This window comes from Pseudomonas sp. 05L36 (assembly GCF_056398125.1).
Window position 1 is genome coordinate 311,910 of sequence record NZ_JBFTOU010000002.1, and the last position, 17,573, is coordinate 329,482.

Here is a 17,573-nt window from a genome sequence, read left to right on the forward strand (position 1 = left end):
CGTCGGATCGCCGCCCGGAGCAAGCTCGCTTCTACAAGGAACGGTCGATCTGCCAATCGGGCAATGACCTTCCCCGCCCCGAAGCCTATAATGCCGGCCTTTCGTTCCCTCCTCGGCACCCCGGAGCCCGCATGAACCAGGATCAACTCAAACAGGCAGTGGCTCAGGCCGCCGTCGACTTCATCCTTCCGAAACTCGACGACAACAGCATCGTCGGGGTCGGCACCGGCTCCACCGCCAACTGCTTCATCGACGCCCTGGCCCAGCACAAAGGTGCGTTCGACGGCGCGGTCGCCAGTTCCGAAGCCACCGCCGCGCGCCTCAAGGGCCACGGCATTCCGGTGTACGAACTGAACACCGTCAGCGACCTGGAGTTCTATGTCGACGGCGCCGATGAGAGCGACGAACACCTGAACCTGATCAAGGGCGGCGGCGCTGCCCTGACCCGCGAGAAGATTGTCGCGGCCGTGGCCAAGACTTTCATCTGCATCGCCGATGCCAGCAAACTGGTGCCGATCCTCGGTACCTTCCCGTTGCCGGTGGAAGTGATCCCGATGGCCCGCAGCCACGTGGCCCGCGAGCTGGTGAAGCTCGGCGGCGACCCGGTTTACCGCGAAGGCGTACTGACCGACAACGGCAACATCATCCTCGACGTGTTCAACATGCAGATCACCAATCCGGTGGAGCTGGAGACGCAGATCAATGCGATCGTCGGCGTGGTCACCAATGGTTTGTTCGCGGCGCGCCCGGCGGATCTGCTGCTGCTGGGTACCAGCGAAGGTGTGAAGACTCTGCGCGCGCAGTAAGCCACACACAGCCTTTGTAGGAGCTGGCTTGCCAGCGATAGCGGTGTAACAGCCAACAAACATGCTGAATGTCATGGCCTCATCGCTGGCAAGCCAGCTCCTACACAAGCAGGGCAAGCTTCAGGGTTGTCCCGGTTTCTTGAAAACGTAAAACAGGTTTGGCTCACTGACGAGGTACAGCGTACCGTCGTCATCCATGGCAACCCCTTCCGCTTGCGGTACGTTTTTCTGCAAGCCGTGCTGCCCCTTGCTCAATGACATTGTACTCAGCGGACGCCCATCCACATCCAGTTCCAGAATCAATCGCGACTCATCCGATAGCGCCAGCAAATGCCCGCTGCGCTCGTCGTATTGCAAACCCGACAGGTCCCGCACAAACATCCCGGCATCACGCTTGGGGTCGTTGATCACGTGCACCGAGTAGGATTCTTCAGGATTGAATCGCGGAAAACCGTACACCTCATAGATCAGCATCGGGTCGCGCTCCTTGGCCACGAACAGGCGCTTGCCCACTGAATCGTAAGCCAAGCCCTCGAAGCCCTTGTTGCTGCCCATGTGTACACCAACAGTCATCTGTTCGGCGTCTGCCGCGTCGACGAAGGTCGTGTCCTGCTCCAGATGAATTTTGATCAACCGTTGCTGGCTTTCGTCAGTGACCACGTAGGTGTCCGCGCTGATGAACTCCACCGCCTCGGGATCGCCGAAACCGACCAGTGCCACACGACGCAAGATCCTGCCGTCGAGGGACAACTCGATCAACTCGCTTCGCTTATTGGTAACGGTGAACAGGCTGTCGCGCACAGGGTCGTAGGTCAATGCTGAAACGTTGTCAACCTGGCCATCGATCACCCGCGCCTCGGTCACGACCTGATAATGGTCCAGCCCCATGGACCGGGAACTCACCGGCTGCCACAGCGCGTGCAGATTGAACCAGGCACGCTCGAACAGGCGCTGGTATTGGCCGAGTGCAATCAACGCAATCAGCGAGACCACCGACAGGATCAGAATCAGGAATTTGAGGCGGGCAAATCGACGCATTCGGGGGGCTCAGGTTCAATACAGGCGGATGAAATATCACGCCTGCCTGAACTGAAGCTTAATGGCCGTGAGTATTTTACGCATACGCAATCAGCGTAGGAGCTGCCGCAGGCTGCGATCTTTAGCGATCTGGTTGACGCCAGAGTCAAGAGATCGCAGCCTTCGGCAGCTCCTACACAGAGGCACTACCTCTGTTTTTCGAAGCGATAAAACAGGTTCGGCTCACTCACCATGTACAGCGTGCCCGCGTCATCCATGGTCACGCCTTCGGCACGAGGAATGGTATTTTTCAGGCCGTTGAAGCCACGCAGCAGCGTAATGAAACTGACCTGCTCACCCTTCTTGTCCAGCTCCAGCAGCAGGTGCGAGTCGGCGGACAGCACCAGCATGTGGCCGGTTCGCGGGTCGATGGCCAGTGCCGACAGGTTGCGCATGTCCAGCGCATGACTGGCCAGCTTCAGCTTGTCGCCGGAAAGGACCTTGCCGTCACCTTTCCAGGCAAACAATGCCGGCGGGCGCTCTTCGCCCAGCAGCAGCTGCTGATTGCGCTGATCCCAGGTGACACCTTCAAAGGCCTTGTTCTGGTCTTTGGAAGGCCCGAGGTCGTATGTCGGGAAATCGGTGATGTTCAGTTCGCGGGTGTCGGCATCGACCTTGACGATGGCGATCAGGTGGTCGCGCTCATCGACAATCGCCATTCGGCCGTCACCCAGCACGGCGACGCCTTCAGGGTTGCTCCAGCCGACCAACGGCATTTTGCGCAGCACATCGCCCTGCAAGTTCAATTCGACCAGAAACGGGTTCTTGCCCATGACCGAAAACAGGGTCTTGGTCTGGGGGTCGTAGGACAGATCCGACGCTTCGTCCTTTTCCATGCCCGGCAACGGCTTCGCATCGATCACCGCGCGGTAGTCCGGAAGCCAGATACTGGCCTGACGCTCGGCCGGGCTCTTGAATTGCTCTTTCACCCAGAGCAGGCCCCGCGCATCCCAATGCATGGCAAAGGCGACGCCATAGGCGACAACGGCCACCAGCAGCAGCCAGGTGTGCCAACGCAGGGCGAAGCGTGAGCGGCGGGCAGGTTCAAGCGTGGAAAGCGGAGAAGTGGCCATCGGAGAATGCGTTCCAGAAATTCAGGCTAGGGGTAATAGCTGTAGGAGCTGGCTTGCCAGCGAAAGCGGTGTAACAGACAACATGGATGTTGAATGTTAAGGCCTCTTCGCTGGCAAGCCAGCTCCTACATCGGGCGTGGCGTGATCAGCGAACGCTGCTGGTGAACCGACTGACGCCCGGCAACTCCAGAACGATCTCATCACCGACATTCAGCGGACCGACGCCCACTGGTGTGCCGGTGAGGATCACGTCCCCGGCCTGCAACGAGAAGCAGCCGGCCATGTGCTGGATCATCGGCACGATCGGGTTGAGCATGGCGCTGCTGTTACCGTCCTGGCGTACTTCGCCGTTGATGGTCAGGCGGATGCCGATGTCGGTCAGGTCGGCAAACGTGCTGCCGGACACGAACGGGGCAATCACTGCCGCGCCGTCGAAGGACTTGGCGATTTCCCAGGGCAGGCCCTTGGATTTCAGCTCGGCCTGCTTGTCGCGCAGGGTCAGGTCCAGGGCCGGGGCGAAACCGGAGATGGCGTCGAGCACTTCTTCACGGCTCGGTTTGGTCGACAACGGCTTGCCGATCAAGACCGCGATTTCCGCTTCGTAATGCACCGAACCACGCTCGGTCGGAATGCTGAAACCACCTTCCAGCGGCACCACACAACTGCCCGGCTTGATGAACAGCAGTGGCTCGGTCGGCACCGGGTTATCCAGTTCCTTGGCGTGTTCGGCGTAGTTACGGCCGATGCACACCACTTTCCCCAGCGGAAAATGAATACGCGTACCGTCGACATACTGGTGCTGATAGCTCATTACCGACTCCTGCCTTCATGGATGCTTAAGGATTGCAGATCAAACCGCGAAGATCTTGCCCGGGTTCATGATGCCGTTCGGGTCGAACACTGCCTTGACCGCTTTCATGTACTCGATCTCGACCGGGGAGCGGCTGTAGGTCAGGTAGTCACGCTTGGTCATGCCCACGCCATGCTCGGCGGAAATCGAACCGTTGTACTTCTCGACGGTTTCGAACACCCACTTGTTGACGGTGGCGCACTTGGCGAAGAACTCGTCCTTGCTCAGGTTATCCGGCTTGAGGATGTTCAAGTGCAGGTTGCCGTCGCCGATGTGGCCGAACCAGACGATTTCGAAGTCCGGGTAGTGTTCGCCGACGATCGCGTCGATTTCCTTCAGGAACGCCGGGACTTTCGACACGGTGACCGAGATGTCGTTCTTGTACGGCGTCCAGTGGGAAATGGTTTCGGAGATGTATTCGCGCAGTTTCCACAGGTTTTGCAGCTGGGTTTCGCTCTGGCTCATCACGCCGTCCAGTACCCAGCCCTGCTCGACGCAATGCTCGAAGGTTTCCAGGGCGTGGTTGGCCACTTCTTCGGTGGTCGCTTCGAATTCCAGCAGCGCGTAGAACGGGCAGTCGGATTCGAACGGCGCCGGGACATCGCCACGGGCCATGACTTTGGCCAGGGCCTTGTCGGAGAAGAATTCGAAGGCGGTCAGGTCAAGCTTGCTCTGGAAGGCGTGTAGCACCGGCATGATCGAGTCGAAATCGGCGGTGCCAAGGACCATCGCGGTGAGGTTTTTCGGGGCGCGATCCAGGCGCATGGTCGCTTCGACGACGAAACCGAGGGTGCCTTCGGCGCCGATGAACAGCTGACGCATATCGTAGCCGGTAGCGTTCTTGATCAGGTCGCGGTTCAGTTCCAGCACGTCGCCCTTGCCGGTGACGACTTTCATGCCAGCGACCCAGTTACGGGTCATGCCGTAGCGAATCACCTTGATCCCGCCGGCATTGGTGCCGATATTGCCGCCAATCTGGCTCGAACCTGCCGAAGCGAAGTCCACCGGGTAGTACAAGCCCTTTTCTTCAGCCACGTTCTGCAGATGCTCGGTGACCACGCCCGGCTGACAAACGGCCGTGCGGTCAGTGAGGTTCACGTCGAGGATCTGGTTCATGTAGTCGAACGACACGACCACTTCGCCATTGGCCGCCACGGCAGCGGCGGACAAGCCGGTACGACCGCCGGATGGCACCAGCGCCACCTTGTGTTTATTGGCCCAAAGGACAATGGCCTGGACCTGCTCGGTGGTCTTGGGGAACACGATGGCGGTCGGAGCGGGGGCGAAATGCTTGGTCCAATCCTTTCCGTAAGCATTCAGGGAGTCGGCATCGGTCAGCACCTTGCCAGGCTCAACCAGGGTCTTCAGCTCTTCAATCAGGGCAGGATTGGTCATCGACAGAACTCTCGAACAATTCATGGTCATCCTGAGAACGCTTCACGTCGCAGGAATGAGTGTTTAGCGGGGTGCATATGCTAGCATACCGACCCCGCAGGATAGTGCCCAAGGGCTGTTCTGCGGTGACGGCTTTCCTGCCGTGCGGGTCAGCTCCGGGCTGCTCCCTTTCCTGCCATTTTTCTCCGGGATACAGGTTTACGCAGATGAGCAAGACTTCTCTCGATAAGAGCAAGATCAAGTTCCTTCTTCTCGAAGGCGTCCACCAATCGGCTGTCGACGTCCTCAAGGCGGCGGGCTACACCAGCATCGAGTACCTCACTGGTTCTCTGCCTGAAGCCCAGCTCAAGGAAAAGATCGCTGATGCTCACTTCATCGGCATTCGCTCCCGCACTCAACTGACCGAAGAGATCTTCGATCACGCGAAGAAGCTCGTGGCCGTAGGGTGTTTCTGCATCGGCACCAACCAGGTCGACCTGGACGCTGCCCGCGAACGCGGCATCGCGGTGTTCAACGCACCGTACTCCAACACCCGTTCCGTAGCGGAGCTGGTGCTGGCCGAAGCAATCCTGCTGTTGCGCGGCATCCCTGAGAAGAACGCTTCCTGCCACCGTGGCGGCTGGATCAAGAGCGCGGCCAACTCCTTCGAGATCCGTGGCAAGAAGCTGGGCATCGTCGGTTACGGTTCGATCGGTACTCAACTGTCGGTCCTGGCGGAAGGCCTGGGCATGCAGGTGTACTTCTACGACACCATCACCAAGCTGCCATTGGGTAACGCGACTCAAGTAGGCAACCTGCACGAGCTGCTGGCGATGTCCGACATCGTTTCGCTGCACGTACCGGAAACCGCCGCTACCCAGTGGATGATGGGCGAGAAAGAAATCCGCGCTATCAAGAAAGGCGGCATCCTGATCAACGCCGCCCGCGGCACCGTGGTCGAACTGGACCACCTGGCTGCTGCCATCAAGGACAAGCACCTGATCGGCGCAGCCATCGACGTATTCCCGGTGGAGCCACGCTCCAACGACGAAGAGTTCGAAAGCCCGCTGCGTGGCCTGGACAACGTGATCCTGACCCCGCACATCGGTGGTTCCACCGCTGAAGCTCAGGCCAACATCGGTCTGGAAGTGGCGGAAAAACTGGTCAAGTACAGCGACAACGGTACTTCGGTATCGTCCGTGAACTTCCCGGAAGTGGCCCTGCCGGCTCACCCTGGCAAGCACCGCCTGCTGCACATCCACGAGAACATCCCGGGTGTGATGAGCGAGATCAACAAGGTCTTCGCCGAAAACGGCATCAACATCTCCGGTCAGTTCCTGCAGACCAACGAGAAGGTCGGCTATGTGGTAATCGACGTCGACGCCGAGTACTCGGACCTGGCGCAAGAGAAGCTGCAACACGTCAACGGCACCATCCGTAGCCGCGTGCTGTTCTAAAGAACAGCGGCGAGCTTGCATGTAATAAAAAGGGAGCCCCTGCGAAGGGGCTCCCTTTTTTTATTTCACATTGACGGTGATTTTCTTGGAAACGATCGGCGGCTCGAACGGCATATGGTTGCTATCGCCCAGTTCAAGCTGCAAGGTGTGTTTGCCCGGCGTGAGCGTTATTTCAGCCTGGGTCTGCGCACCGCCGAAATGCAGGTGGTTGGCATCCTTGGGGATCGGCGCACCGGCGGCTGGCAGCTCATCGACGTCGATCAGCACATGGTGATGACCGGTGTTCTTGGTGGTATCGCCCGCCGGTGCCAGGGCAATGTTCTCGACCGCGAACTTGACGACAACTGTCTGTGGAATCGTCGCACCGTCCGTGGGAGAAACAATGGACACTTCGGCGCCTTTCGGAGCCGGCGTTGCAGCACTGGCCAGCACCGAAACACCCATCAACAGGCCAGCCAAAGCAGCACGTGACATAAAGGTTTTCATTCTCTTCTCCAGTTTTTCCATAAAATTCGCGTGACCATGACAACTTCATGGCCATTCGTTGTCGAAGGCACTCGACAACCATAGCAAAGCGAGCCTGAATCAGAGGGTCCGCGATAAAAATTCAAAGGAGTGACCATGCGCTTTCTGCCTGGCCTGATCTGCCTGCTACCCCTTTTGAGCCCTTTGGCTCACGCCGAACTGATAGATGACGTCAACGACCGGGGCGAATTGCGCATTGCCGTTGAAGCCAACACTCCCCCATTCAACTTCAAGGATGACGACAAGCTCACCGGTTTCGAAGTCGAGCTGGGCCAACTGCTGGCAAGTGAGCTCGATGTCCGGGCCGACTTTGTCGTCACCGACGGCAGCGATCTGCTGACCGGCGTCGAAAGCGGCAAATATGACATCGCCATCAACCACATAGCAGCGACCCCGGATCTCCAGGATCGTTTCGACTTCAGCGAGCCCTACATTCAAACCCATGCGCAATTGATCGCGCAGAAAGAAGAGCCGCGCTCCATTCTGCTGGTGCAGTCGCTGACAGAAGAGAAGCCCAAAACCAACCCGGCCGTAAACCTGGCGATTCCGTTTCAGAAGGGTAATCCGGCGTTCCATGCCAGCCTGGAAAACGCATTGCAGCGGATCAAGGATGACGGGCGACTGCAAGCGCTGGAGCAGAAGTGGTTGGGGGCGGATGCGGGTGTGGTGCCGAAGCTGCAGAACTGAAGTAAATGCAGAACCTGTGGGAGCGAGCTTGCTCGCGATGAGGCCAGTCCGGTCAACATTGATGTTGGATGTCAGGCCGCCATCGCGAGCAAGCTCGCTCCCACAGTGGATCTATGGTGATTGTCAGTCTTGTACAGCCAAGGCTGCCGCCACTTGCGGCAACTCCAGCTCACTGAACACCTGCACCCCGTGGCGCTTGAGTAGCGCCGCTGTCACGCCCTCGCCACTGACCTTCACGCCGCTGAACGTCCCGTCATAGGTCAGCAGATTGCCGCAGGACGGGCTGTTGGCCTTGAGGACTGCGATGCGGATGCCATGCTTTTGTACCAGCTCCAGCGCCTGATACGCCCCCGACAGAAACTGCGCGCTGACATCCTCACCCTCGGTAGTGATCACCAACGCCTGGCCGTCGAGAACTTGCGCGCCCTGCCCACCAGGGATTTCCGCCGCCGCCCGAGGTGTTGGCAATCCACCTGCCACCTCCGGGCACAACGGCACGACCCGACCCTCATCAAGCCACTGTTGAAGCTGATCGAACGGCCCGCTGGCCCCGCCGTCGTAACGGACGCGGTGACCCAATAGGCAGCGGCTGACGAGAATTTTCTGCATGATCAGAACGGCTCGTTGCCGCGCCGGCGGAACCAGCCGGTCAGCGACAGGCGATCCCGGGTCGCGGGCAGGACTTCGTGGGGAACCTCTCCGGAGAGAAACACCACTAGGCAGCCGCCAATAGGTTGCACGTCGTGGGCGCGATCATTGTCGAGGTACATGCGCAACTGGCCGCCGTGTTCGGGAAGCCAGGCGTCATTGAGGTAAACCACCGCCGAAACCATGCGCCGGTCGTCATCGCGAAAGCGGTCGACGTGCTTCAGGTAGAACGCCCCGGGCGGGTACATCGCAAAATGGCTTTCGAAATCCTCCAGGCCGAGAAACAGACCGCGATTAATCGCCTCCCGCAGGCTGTCCATCAAACTCAGGTAGCTGTCGCAAGCCTCGGCCTGGCCGGGGTCGATCCACTGGATATGGTCGCCACGAATCCCTTCGCGGATCTCCGATGACGGCCCACGGCCCACAGCGGCCGGAGCCAGCTCACCCTCGGCAGCACGTTTGCGACACTCGCCCGCCAGCGCTCGGGTCAGATCCAGAGGCAGGAAAATATTCTGCTGCGACCAGCCGTGCTCGGCCAGGTCATCGACGATTCGTAACAGCAGCGGGTGATCAGAGGATATTTGCATGCCGCGCATAGTATTCCTGTGCCCGAAAATCCGACAGAGCCGCGCAGCGGGTTGATACGAATTCTCGACAAGTACGGATGCCGCACGGAGAATAGTCGCCTGCTGACTGGAGTCCCTATGCGCCGTTTGCTTTTATCACTGTTGCTGTTCTGCGTCTTGCCCGCCTGGGCAGACGGCCACGACCAGTTGTACAAGGTCGCCGGCTGGCCGGAACAACGCGCGCATTTCAACGACGCCCTCTCGGCTGCTCAGCAACGCTACCAGGGCAGCCTGCCTCCGGCGGTGTTTCAGGCACTGGTCAATAACAGCAATCAGCGTTTTTCCGCCAAGGCGGTGGACCAGCGTGCCGAAGCGCAATTGCGCAAGAACCTCGCCAACCCCAAACCCGCGCTGACGTTTTTCCAATCGCCCCTGGGCAAGAAAATCGTCGCCGCCGAGCTGTTGGCGACCCGTCGCGACCAACTGGCGAAAAACGCCAAGGGCCTGCCGAAGATGCAGGCCAGCGACAGCCGCCTGCTGATCATCGGCCACTTGGCACAATCCCTGCCCGCACGCGAGGCCGGCGCGGAAGTCAGCCTGGCGATTGCCGGTGTTGCCGCCGACAGCTTGAGTTCGATGATCCCGGGGTTGCTCGGTGCCGGCCAGGCCCAGGGCATGCTCAACGGCCAGCGCCAGCGCCTGATGGACCAGATCGGCAGCGACCTCAACAACACACTGCTGTATGTCTATCGCGACCTGTCGGACGACGAGCTGGAAGAGTTCGCGACCTTTGCTGAATCTTCGGAAGGCCAGGCTTATTATCAGGCCGCATTGGCTGCGATTCGGGCGGGGTTGGCGGTGGGGCAGAGCAATTCGAACCTGACCCAGTGATCTTCGGCACCTGACAGATCGCTATCGTCGGAACGCCGCCCGGAGCAAGCTCGCTCCCACAGGTTCTGTGCTGATCACAAAGTTGCGGACTTACACCGGCCCCTGTGGGAGCGAGCTTGCTCGCGATGAGGCCGGAACTGGCGCTAAGGATTCCGACCCTTGATCCGCTTGCTCAAAAACCCGAAAAATTCCTGCCGCATCACCAGCGTTTCATTCGCCAGATGATGCCGTGCCTCGGGCAGCATCAGCACCTGCGGCCGATCAAACTTGCCCCGCAACACTTCCAGGTTGTGCTCCCAATCCACCGTCATATCGGCTTGCCCCTGCACGATCAACGGCCGGCGGGTACTCATGGGGGCGGCCTCGATGCGTTTGATCCAGCGCGCCAATGCACCCACCCAGGCCGTCGGCAGGCGAAGCGGCTGCAACGGATCTGCTTGCAGGAACGGCAAAAACGCCGGGTCGTTGGAGTTCTCGCTGAAACGCCGGGCGATGGCTTTGACGAAAGGCTTGAGCAGGTAGTAACTCAGTTGCGACCAACCCCACGCCCGCGGCCGCACCAGCGGCGACAGCAGAATCACCTGACCCTGCGCCGGGCTGCTCACCCCCGCATTCAACACATGATCGATCACGATCGCCCCACCGGTACTCTGCCCGCACAGGTGCCACGGCTGCGGCAAGTCGAGGGATTGCGCCTCGCCGAACAACCCTTGCAACGCGTCCTGATACTCGGCGAAATCCTTGATGCTCGCCCGTTCGCCGCTGGACAGGCCATGCCCCGGCAAGTCGCAGGCAATCACCGCAAAGCCCTGGTCCAGCGCCCATTCGATCACATGCCGGTAGAGCCCGGTGTGGTCGTAGAAACCATGGATGACAAACAGCGTCGCCTTCGCTCGCTCAGGCCACCAGAACTGGCTGACCAGCTCATAACCATCGACCTCGAACCGCCCAAGGCCACTGCGCACCTGACGCTGCGCAAAATCCAGCCCGTAGAATCGCCGGTAAGCCTGCGCCTGTGCTGACAACGGCTGCCCGGCTGCCAGAGGCAGCAAGCTGGCGCGTAGAAGATCAGGGTCGAAAGTAGCCGGCATGGACGATTCCAGAACGTGAAACGGACTTTATAGGCCTGCGATATTCTTCTGTCGCGGCAAGCATGGCAAGCTAGCCGACCTTCGAGGACTGAACCGATGCACTCGCCCTTTCGCGCCGCCCTGTTTGCCTGCCTGCTCGCCGTGATGTGTGCCGGCGTGTTGTGGGCGGCCTACGACTGGTTCCAGGGGCGTTACCTGCGCACGTTCAGCGAGCACACCGCGATGTTTTCGGGTGATCCGCTACGCCTTCCCGAATCCCTCGCCGGCCCTGGCGCCATCCGCCTGGTGCATTTCTGGGACCCGGCCTGCCCGTGCAATGTCGGCAATCAACAACACCTGACCGAACTGGTCGAGCGCTATGTACCCCATGGCGTGGAATTCTATGTCGTGCAAAAACCCGGAAGCCACGGCCAGTTGCCGGGCACCTTGAGCAGCCTCAAATCCATCGACATCCTGCCCGGTTCCGAACAGATCCCCGCCAGCCCGGCCGTGGCGATCTGGGATCGCAGCGGCAAACTGGCGTACTTCGGCCCGTACAGCGAAGGCCTTACCTGCAATTCGAGCAACAGTTTTATCGAACCCATCCTGCAAGCGCTGGATGAAGGCCGTGCAGTCAGTGCCACGCACACATTGGCTGTGGGGTGTTACTGCCCGTGGCCAAAAAATACTGCAAAAGACAATTGATGCAGTACGCCCACCTGAAGTCAGGATGGGCATATACTGCCTTAGTAGATTTATGATATTAGTCGGAGCTTTTAGACAATATATTCAAAATCCAGATAACGCCTTAATGGCTCAGGAATCTCCACCGAGCCGTCAGCCTTTTGAAAATTTTCCAAAATTGCGATCATTGTTCTACCTAGGGCCGAAGCGGTTCCATTGAGGGTATGAACATACTGATTTCGTTTCAAAAGAGGATCCTTATATTTTATATTAAGGCGTCGCGCTTGATAGTCAGTACAATTACTTGCAGAGGTTATTTCACCATATTCCCCGGCAGTGCCTTTACCCGGCATCCAGGCCTCGATATCATATTTTTTGTACGCCGGCGCCCCCAAATCGCCAGTGCAATTTAGTACGACTCGATACGGAATACCAAGCTCGGTATAAATCTCTTCCTGCAATGCAAGAATTTTTTCATGATATTCAGCGCTATCCTCGGGCAGACACACTACAAATAATTCTAATTTTTCAAATTGATGGACCCTATACAGGCCTTTACTAGACTTACCGGAAGCCCCAGCTTCTCGCCTAAAACAATGGCTTTCGGCAATATACAGAAGTGGCAGTCGAGCAAGATCAATTACCTCATCAGAATGCATACCGGCAATACATATTTCGGCTGTAGCGATAAGACTCTTATCTAGGCCACCCAGTTCGTACGTATTGCTTTCGTCCCCTTTAGGAGAAAATCCTACGCCCTCCATTATATGATTGTAAGATATGTCCGGCGTCTGCAACGGTGTGAAGCCGGCCTTCAATGCTTTGTTGAAAATATAGCTCTTCAGTGCGTGCTGGAGGAACACTGCTTGATTTTTAAGAAAATAAAATTTTGAGCCTGCGACTTTTGCACCCGAGTCAAAATCAAGCAAGTCGAGTTTACGCCCCAATTCAAGATGATCCTTACTGGGAAAGGAAAACTTGGGAATGTCTCCACTTACTCGAACAGTTAAGTTATCTTCATCGCTGAGGCCAATTGGCACATCTGACGAAGTCCAATTTGGTAATTGGCGGACACACAATGAAAATTCCGCATCAAGTAAATTAAACCTCTCCTTAGCCTTTATAATTGCACCCTTTAATGTCATCGTACTCATCGCGACGGACGGTGGGCTTTCCGCCGTTGAGGCACTATTTTTGGGACCTTTCGAAAGAGCATTCAACTTACCTTGCATATCCTCAAGCTCTCTCTTTTGCGATTTGACGTCCTCATAGAGAGAAATAATACGATCCAAATCGACCCTTATATTTCTTGCCGATAAATTGGACTTCATCGACTGATAGTTTTCCTGCAGCTGTTTTATATCTATCATATTAAATACCCACACATCTTTCCAATACTTACAAAAATAGACGGCTTCAGCTACCGCCTTAAAAACTCACCGTACTTAAACGACCAGCGCTTCGACCGTATATCACTATCACCAAGCATTCAAAGAGGGATAGATCACCACACCACCCAAATCACTTGTGTTCTTTATAGTCAGCCTGGCAATAACTCGCAATGCTATTTTTGTAGTATAATTCGCTAATTAACGAAGGAAATTTCCTATAACCACATCACCTCAACCGCATTAATCCGCTACTCATCCAAAAATATACTGCCGCTTCATTACTCCTAAATCAGCGACATCAACGCTATAGATCATGTTCTTCCGCCTAAAACTTACTCATTAGTCCGCCAACTTTTGACTCAACTATTTTATATACTTCGCAGTACGAACCAGCAACCAGCCGTTGCGTAGGAGACGTACTAATTATGCGCAGGGAATTACCTATATTCGAGACACCACTTTAAACAACCCATACGCAATACTGTTTAATCCAGACACGACAACGAACACTAGAAGATGGAGTTCGTAGATTTAGTGGCACTTTCTTGTGATTGCCACGCACACACTTGCGGTGGGGTATTTCCGACCTTGGCCTGTCGACCCCACGAAGTAGCAAAGACGTTGAAATACGAATCCCTCCTACGGGCGATGCATCAGACTGGCGCGTCGTGTTAAACAGTCGCTCCAGGAATCACAATAACAACAAGGAGTCGCCATGAAACGCAGCCTGACCGCTCTCGTGCTGTTGATCGTCGTGCTGGCCGCCGGGGCCGGCGGATACCTCTACAGCAAGCAGCCGTCACGCCAGGGCATGGTGGAACTGCAACACCTGCAAGGCTCCGTCACCGTGCGCTACGACGAGCGCGGTGTCCCGCACATCCGCGCCGACAACGAAACCGACCTGTACCGCGCTCTCGGCTATGTGCATGCCCAGGACCGCCTGTTCCAGATGGAAGTCCTGCGTCGCTTGGCCCGTGGCGAACTGGCTGAAGTGCTCGGGCCGAAACTGCTCGACACCGACAAACTGATGCGCAGCCTGCGCATTCGCGAACGCGCCGAAACCTACTTCGCGAATCTCGACAAACAGTCGCCCTCCTTTATCGCCATGCAAGCCTATGTGGACGGCATCAACCAGTATCAGGACAGCCACGCAAAACCCGTGGAGTTCGATGTGCTGGGCATTCCAAAACGCCCGTTCACCGCCCAGGACACCATCAGCATCGCCGGTTACATGGCCTACAGTTTTGCCGCGGCATTTCGTACCGAACCCTTGCTGACATTCGTGCGCGATCAACTGGGGCCCGAATACCTGAACATCTTCGATCTCGACTGGCAGCCCAAGGGCGTGCTCAACGGGACCGGCACCCCCTTGGCCAGCGCCGACTGGAAAGATCTCAACGCCCTCGCCCGTCTGAGCGAACGAGCCCTGGCGGACAACGGCCTGCCACAGTTCGAGGGCAGCAACGCCTGGGTCGTCGCAGGCAGTCGGACGCAAAGCGGCAAGCCGCTGCTGGCGGGTGATCCGCATATCCGTTTTTCCGCGCCGTCGGTGTGGTACGAAGCGCAGCTCTCGGCGCCGGGCTTTGAACTCTACGGCCACTATCAGGCGCTTATGCCGTTTGCGTCGCTGGGCATGAACCGCGACTTCGGCTGGAGCATCACCATGTTCCAGAACGACGACCTCGACCTGATCGCCGAGAAGGTCAACCCGGACAACCCCAATCAGGTCTGGTATCGCGGCAAGTGGGTGGACATGACGACCAGCGAACAGCAGATCGCGGTCAAGGGCCAGGCACCGGTGACGCTGGTGCTGCGCCAGTCGCCCCACGGCCCGATCGTCAACGATGCCCTTAGCAACGGCGTCGGCAAGACGCCGATTGCCATGTGGTGGGCGTTTCTCGAAAGCCAGAATCCGATTCTGGAGGGCTTCTACCAGCTCAATCGCGCCGACACCCTGGCCAAGGCCCGTGGTGCCGCGGCAAAAATCCAGGCACCGGGCCTGAACGTTGTCTGGGCCAATGCCAAGGGTGACATCGGCTGGTGGGCGGCGGCGCAATTGCCTAAACGTCCGGCGGGTGTACGCCCGTGGTTCATCCTCGACGGCAGCACCGCAGAGGCGGACAAGGACGGCTTCTACCCGTTCAGTTCTAACCCTCAGGAAGAAAACCCGGCGCGGGGCTACATCGTCTCGGCCAACTTCCAGCCAGTGTCGCCGACCGGCATGGATATTCCCGGCTATTACAACCTTGCCGATCGTGGCCAGCAACTCAATCGCCAGCTCAGCGACAAAACCGTCAAATGGGACCTGGAAAACAGCCAGAAGCTGCAACTGGGCACCACCACCGCCTACGGCCCGCGCCTGTTGGCACCGCTGCTGCCGGTACTGCGCGAAGTGGTGAGCGATCCCGCCGAACTCAAACTGGTGGAGCAACTGGCCCAGTGGCAAGGCGATTACCCCCTCGACTCGACCAGCGCCACGCTGTTCAACCAGTTCCTGTTCAACCTGGCTGACGCGACGATGCACGATGAACTGGGTAACGACTTCTTTGAAACGCTGCTCTCGACCCGGGTGATCGATGCCGCGCTCCCCCGCCTGACTGCCAGCGCCGACTCACCGTGGTGGGACAACCGCAACACCCAGGGCAAGGAAACCCGTGCAGACACGGTGAAGGCCGCTTGGCAAGCCAGCCTCGCGCACCTCAAGAGCACCCTCGGCGCAGACGCCTCGCAATGGCAGTGGGGCAGCGCGCACACATTGACCCATGGCCATCCGCTGGGGCAGCAAAAGCCGCTGGACCTGTTCTTCAATGTCGGCCCCTTCGCCGCACCCGGCAGTCATGAAGTGCCGAACAACCTTTCGGCGAAGATCGGCCCGGCTCCGTGGCCTGTCACCTACGGCCCTTCGACCCGGCGCCTGATCGACTTCGCCGACCCGGCCCATAGCCTGACCGTCAACCCGGTCGGCCAGAGCGGCGTACTGTTCGACAGTCACTATGATGATCAGGCCGAGGCCTACATCGAGGGGATGTACTTCCAGGCGCATCTCAATGATGAGGAAGTCACGGCCAATACCCGCAGCACCTTGAAGCTGTTGCCGGCGCGGGCTGCGCCATAGATTTTTGCTGGCCGGGCTGGCCACATCGCGAGCAGGCTCGCTCCTACAGGTTTTTCTGGTGTTCACAAAATTTGTGTTCGACAGCGATCCCTGTAGGAGCGAGCCTGCTCGCGATGGGGACCTGACAGACAACAACAATGTCTCCTCAAACCATCGCCGCAAAATTCAACCGAAACTGCTGCGGCGTCACCCCCAATCTACGATTGAACACACTGCGCATGTGCTGGGCATCGCGAAAGCCGCATTGATAGGCCACGGTCTTGAGCGGTGCGCGGGTGCTTTCCAGCAGTGTCCTCGCAGCATCGACCCGTGCGCGCTCGACGAACTCGGCCGGGGTGATTTTCGCTTCCCTGGCGAACACCCGGGAGAAGTTGCGCGCGCTCATGTTGGCGGCATTGGCCAGGTCGGCGATGGTCAGGTCGCCCGTCAGATTGGCCAGCACGTAGTGCTGGACCATCGCCACCGCCGAATCCGGTTCGGCGTGGGGCGTGAGGAACGGGCTGAATTGCGACTGCCCGCCCGAACGCTGGGTGAACACCACCAGCCGCTTGGCGACGTTCAGTGCAACTTCCGGCCCGTGATCCTTGCCCAGCAGATACAGGGACAGATCGATGCCCGCTGTGACCCCGGCCGAGGTGAACAGCTCCCCGTCCTCTACGTAAAGGCGATCCGCTTCAACCCGGGTCGACGGGCACAACATTGCCAGCGCCGACGCATCATTCCAGTGGGTAGTGACCGTGCGCTCTTCCAGCAACCCCGCCCGAGCGAGCATAAACGCTCCATTGCAGATCGAGCCGAAGCGCTTGGCCCGCGCACAGGCATCGCGCATCCAGCCATCGAATGCCACACCGAAATCCACGAACGGCAACTGCGGCCCCCCGGCCACCAGCAACAGGTCATACGCCTCCAGCGCTTCGCTGAAATGCCGATGGGCATTGAGCGCCAAACCGTTGGAGCACGCCATCATTCCGTGCTCGACGCCGATCACTTCCAGCCGGTAGTGATCCTGCGGGGCGAGGAAACGATTGGCCTCGGAAAACACATCCATGGGGCCAGTGATATCCAGCGACTGGACACCGGCGAACACCACGATGGCAACGGTTTTACTCATGGTTCGAAGCGCCTCTGATGGCATTGAATTGCAACGCACACCTGTAGGAGCGAGCTTGCTCGCGATGGACATCAACGATGACGGGGGCTACCTGGATGTACGCGGCGCCCTCACGTGCATCGCGAGCAGGCTCGCTCCTACAGGGTCTGCATGCACCCTAGCCAATCCAGGTCCAACAAGCGAGGTTGGCGCGATATGCACGCTCATTGGCCGGGATCGCAGCCATGGATCGATTGTCCGGTTTCGGG

16 protein-coding genes are annotated in these 17,573 nt (G+C 58.4%); 6 read left to right on the top strand and 10 right to left on the bottom strand.

The features are described from left to right. Positions 1 to 131: 131 nt before the first annotated feature. Positions 132 to 806 (top strand): ribose-5-phosphate isomerase RpiA, encoded by a 675-nt coding sequence (rpiA, locus tag AC1DKH_RS03245; protein ID WP_477754009.1) that lies wholly within the window; start codon positions 132 to 134, stop codon positions 804 to 806. Between the two features lie 120 nt (positions 807 to 926). On the opposite strand, the gene AC1DKH_RS03250 is transcribed toward rpiA, so the two are convergent. The 4 genes from AC1DKH_RS03250 to AC1DKH_RS03265 form a co-directional block, all read right to left on the bottom strand. After that, entirely contained in the window at positions 927 to 1,844 is a 918-nt protein-coding gene (locus AC1DKH_RS03250; RefSeq protein WP_477762970.1) for an SdiA-regulated domain-containing protein, read from the bottom strand. 185 nt (positions 1,845 to 2,029) lie between these two features. Then, on the bottom strand, positions 2,030 to 2,956 hold the full coding sequence (locus AC1DKH_RS03255; protein ID WP_477797400.1) for an SdiA-regulated domain-containing protein: 927 nt from the start codon (positions 2,954 to 2,956) through the stop codon (positions 2,030 to 2,032). A gap of 145 nt (positions 2,957 to 3,101) precedes the next feature. Continuing rightward, entirely contained in the window at positions 3,102 to 3,767 is a 666-nt protein-coding gene (locus tag AC1DKH_RS03260) for a fumarylacetoacetate hydrolase family protein (protein WP_477797401.1), read from the bottom strand. A gap of 39 nt (positions 3,768 to 3,806) precedes the next feature. Continuing rightward, a complete protein-coding gene (locus AC1DKH_RS03265; protein ID WP_033052123.1) occupies positions 3,807 to 5,201 on the bottom strand; it encodes an FAD-binding oxidoreductase in 1,395 nt (464 codons plus the stop codon). A gap of 206 nt (positions 5,202 to 5,407) precedes the next feature. Between AC1DKH_RS03265 and serA the strand changes: the two genes are divergently transcribed. Then, positions 5,408 to 6,637: a phosphoglycerate dehydrogenase gene (gene serA / locus AC1DKH_RS03270; protein ID WP_056854035.1), complete on the top strand. Its 1,230-nt coding sequence runs from the start codon at positions 5,408 to 5,410 to the stop codon at positions 6,635 to 6,637. A gap of 60 nt (positions 6,638 to 6,697) precedes the next feature. On the opposite strand, the gene AC1DKH_RS03275 is transcribed toward serA, so the two are convergent. Continuing rightward, positions 6,698 to 7,123: a DUF4399 domain-containing protein gene (locus tag AC1DKH_RS03275; protein WP_477755142.1), complete on the bottom strand. Its 426-nt coding sequence runs from the start codon at positions 7,121 to 7,123 to the stop codon at positions 6,698 to 6,700. A gap of 135 nt (positions 7,124 to 7,258) precedes the next feature. Between AC1DKH_RS03275 and AC1DKH_RS03280 the strand changes: the two genes are divergently transcribed. Beyond that, a complete protein-coding gene (locus AC1DKH_RS03280) occupies positions 7,259 to 7,849 on the top strand; it encodes a transporter substrate-binding domain-containing protein (RefSeq protein ID WP_477755143.1) in 591 nt (196 codons plus the stop codon). Positions 7,850 to 7,972: 123 nt separating this feature from the next. Here AC1DKH_RS03280 and AC1DKH_RS03285 read toward each other — a convergent pair whose 3' ends face one another. Further along, positions 7,973 to 8,458: a 2-thiouracil desulfurase family protein gene (locus AC1DKH_RS03285; protein ID WP_477797402.1), complete on the bottom strand. Its 486-nt coding sequence runs from the start codon at positions 8,456 to 8,458 to the stop codon at positions 7,973 to 7,975. A gap of 2 nt (positions 8,459 to 8,460) precedes the next feature. Next, entirely contained in the window at positions 8,461 to 9,093 is a 633-nt protein-coding gene (locus AC1DKH_RS03290; protein WP_477797403.1) for a 2OG-Fe(II) oxygenase, read from the bottom strand. A gap of 108 nt (positions 9,094 to 9,201) precedes the next feature. Here AC1DKH_RS03290 and AC1DKH_RS03295 point away from each other — a divergent pair, with 108 nt between their 5' ends. Continuing rightward, positions 9,202 to 9,954 (top strand): DUF2059 domain-containing protein, encoded by a 753-nt coding sequence (locus tag AC1DKH_RS03295; protein WP_477755145.1) that lies wholly within the window; start codon positions 9,202 to 9,204, stop codon positions 9,952 to 9,954. A gap of 143 nt (positions 9,955 to 10,097) precedes the next feature. Here AC1DKH_RS03295 and bipL read toward each other — a convergent pair whose 3' ends face one another. Next, on the bottom strand, positions 10,098 to 11,045 hold the full coding sequence (gene bipL, locus AC1DKH_RS03300) for a phospholipase BipL (RefSeq protein WP_477797404.1): 948 nt from the start codon (positions 11,043 to 11,045) through the stop codon (positions 10,098 to 10,100). A gap of 96 nt (positions 11,046 to 11,141) precedes the next feature. On the opposite strand from bipL, the gene AC1DKH_RS03305 reads away from it, so the two are divergent. Further along, on the top strand, positions 11,142 to 11,729 hold the full coding sequence (locus AC1DKH_RS03305) for a DUF6436 domain-containing protein (protein WP_477797405.1): 588 nt from the start codon (positions 11,142 to 11,144) through the stop codon (positions 11,727 to 11,729). A gap of 71 nt (positions 11,730 to 11,800) precedes the next feature. Here AC1DKH_RS03305 and serS read toward each other — a convergent pair whose 3' ends face one another. After that, positions 11,801 to 13,078 carry a serine--tRNA ligase gene (gene serS, locus AC1DKH_RS03310; RefSeq protein WP_477797406.1) on the bottom strand — a complete coding sequence of 426 codons (1,278 nt, stop codon included), beginning with the start codon at positions 13,076 to 13,078 and terminating at the stop codon, positions 11,801 to 11,803. Positions 13,079 to 13,814: 736 nt separating this feature from the next. Between serS and AC1DKH_RS03315 the strand changes: the two genes are divergently transcribed. Beyond that, positions 13,815 to 16,214 (top strand): penicillin acylase family protein, encoded by a 2,400-nt coding sequence (locus AC1DKH_RS03315; RefSeq protein ID WP_477797407.1) that lies wholly within the window; start codon positions 13,815 to 13,817, stop codon positions 16,212 to 16,214. A gap of 145 nt (positions 16,215 to 16,359) precedes the next feature. On the opposite strand, the gene AC1DKH_RS03320 is transcribed toward AC1DKH_RS03315, so the two are convergent. Then, positions 16,360 to 17,325 (bottom strand): GlxA family transcriptional regulator, encoded by a 966-nt coding sequence (locus AC1DKH_RS03320; RefSeq protein WP_477797408.1) that lies wholly within the window; start codon positions 17,323 to 17,325, stop codon positions 16,360 to 16,362. Positions 17,326 to 17,573: the final 248 nt, after the last annotated feature.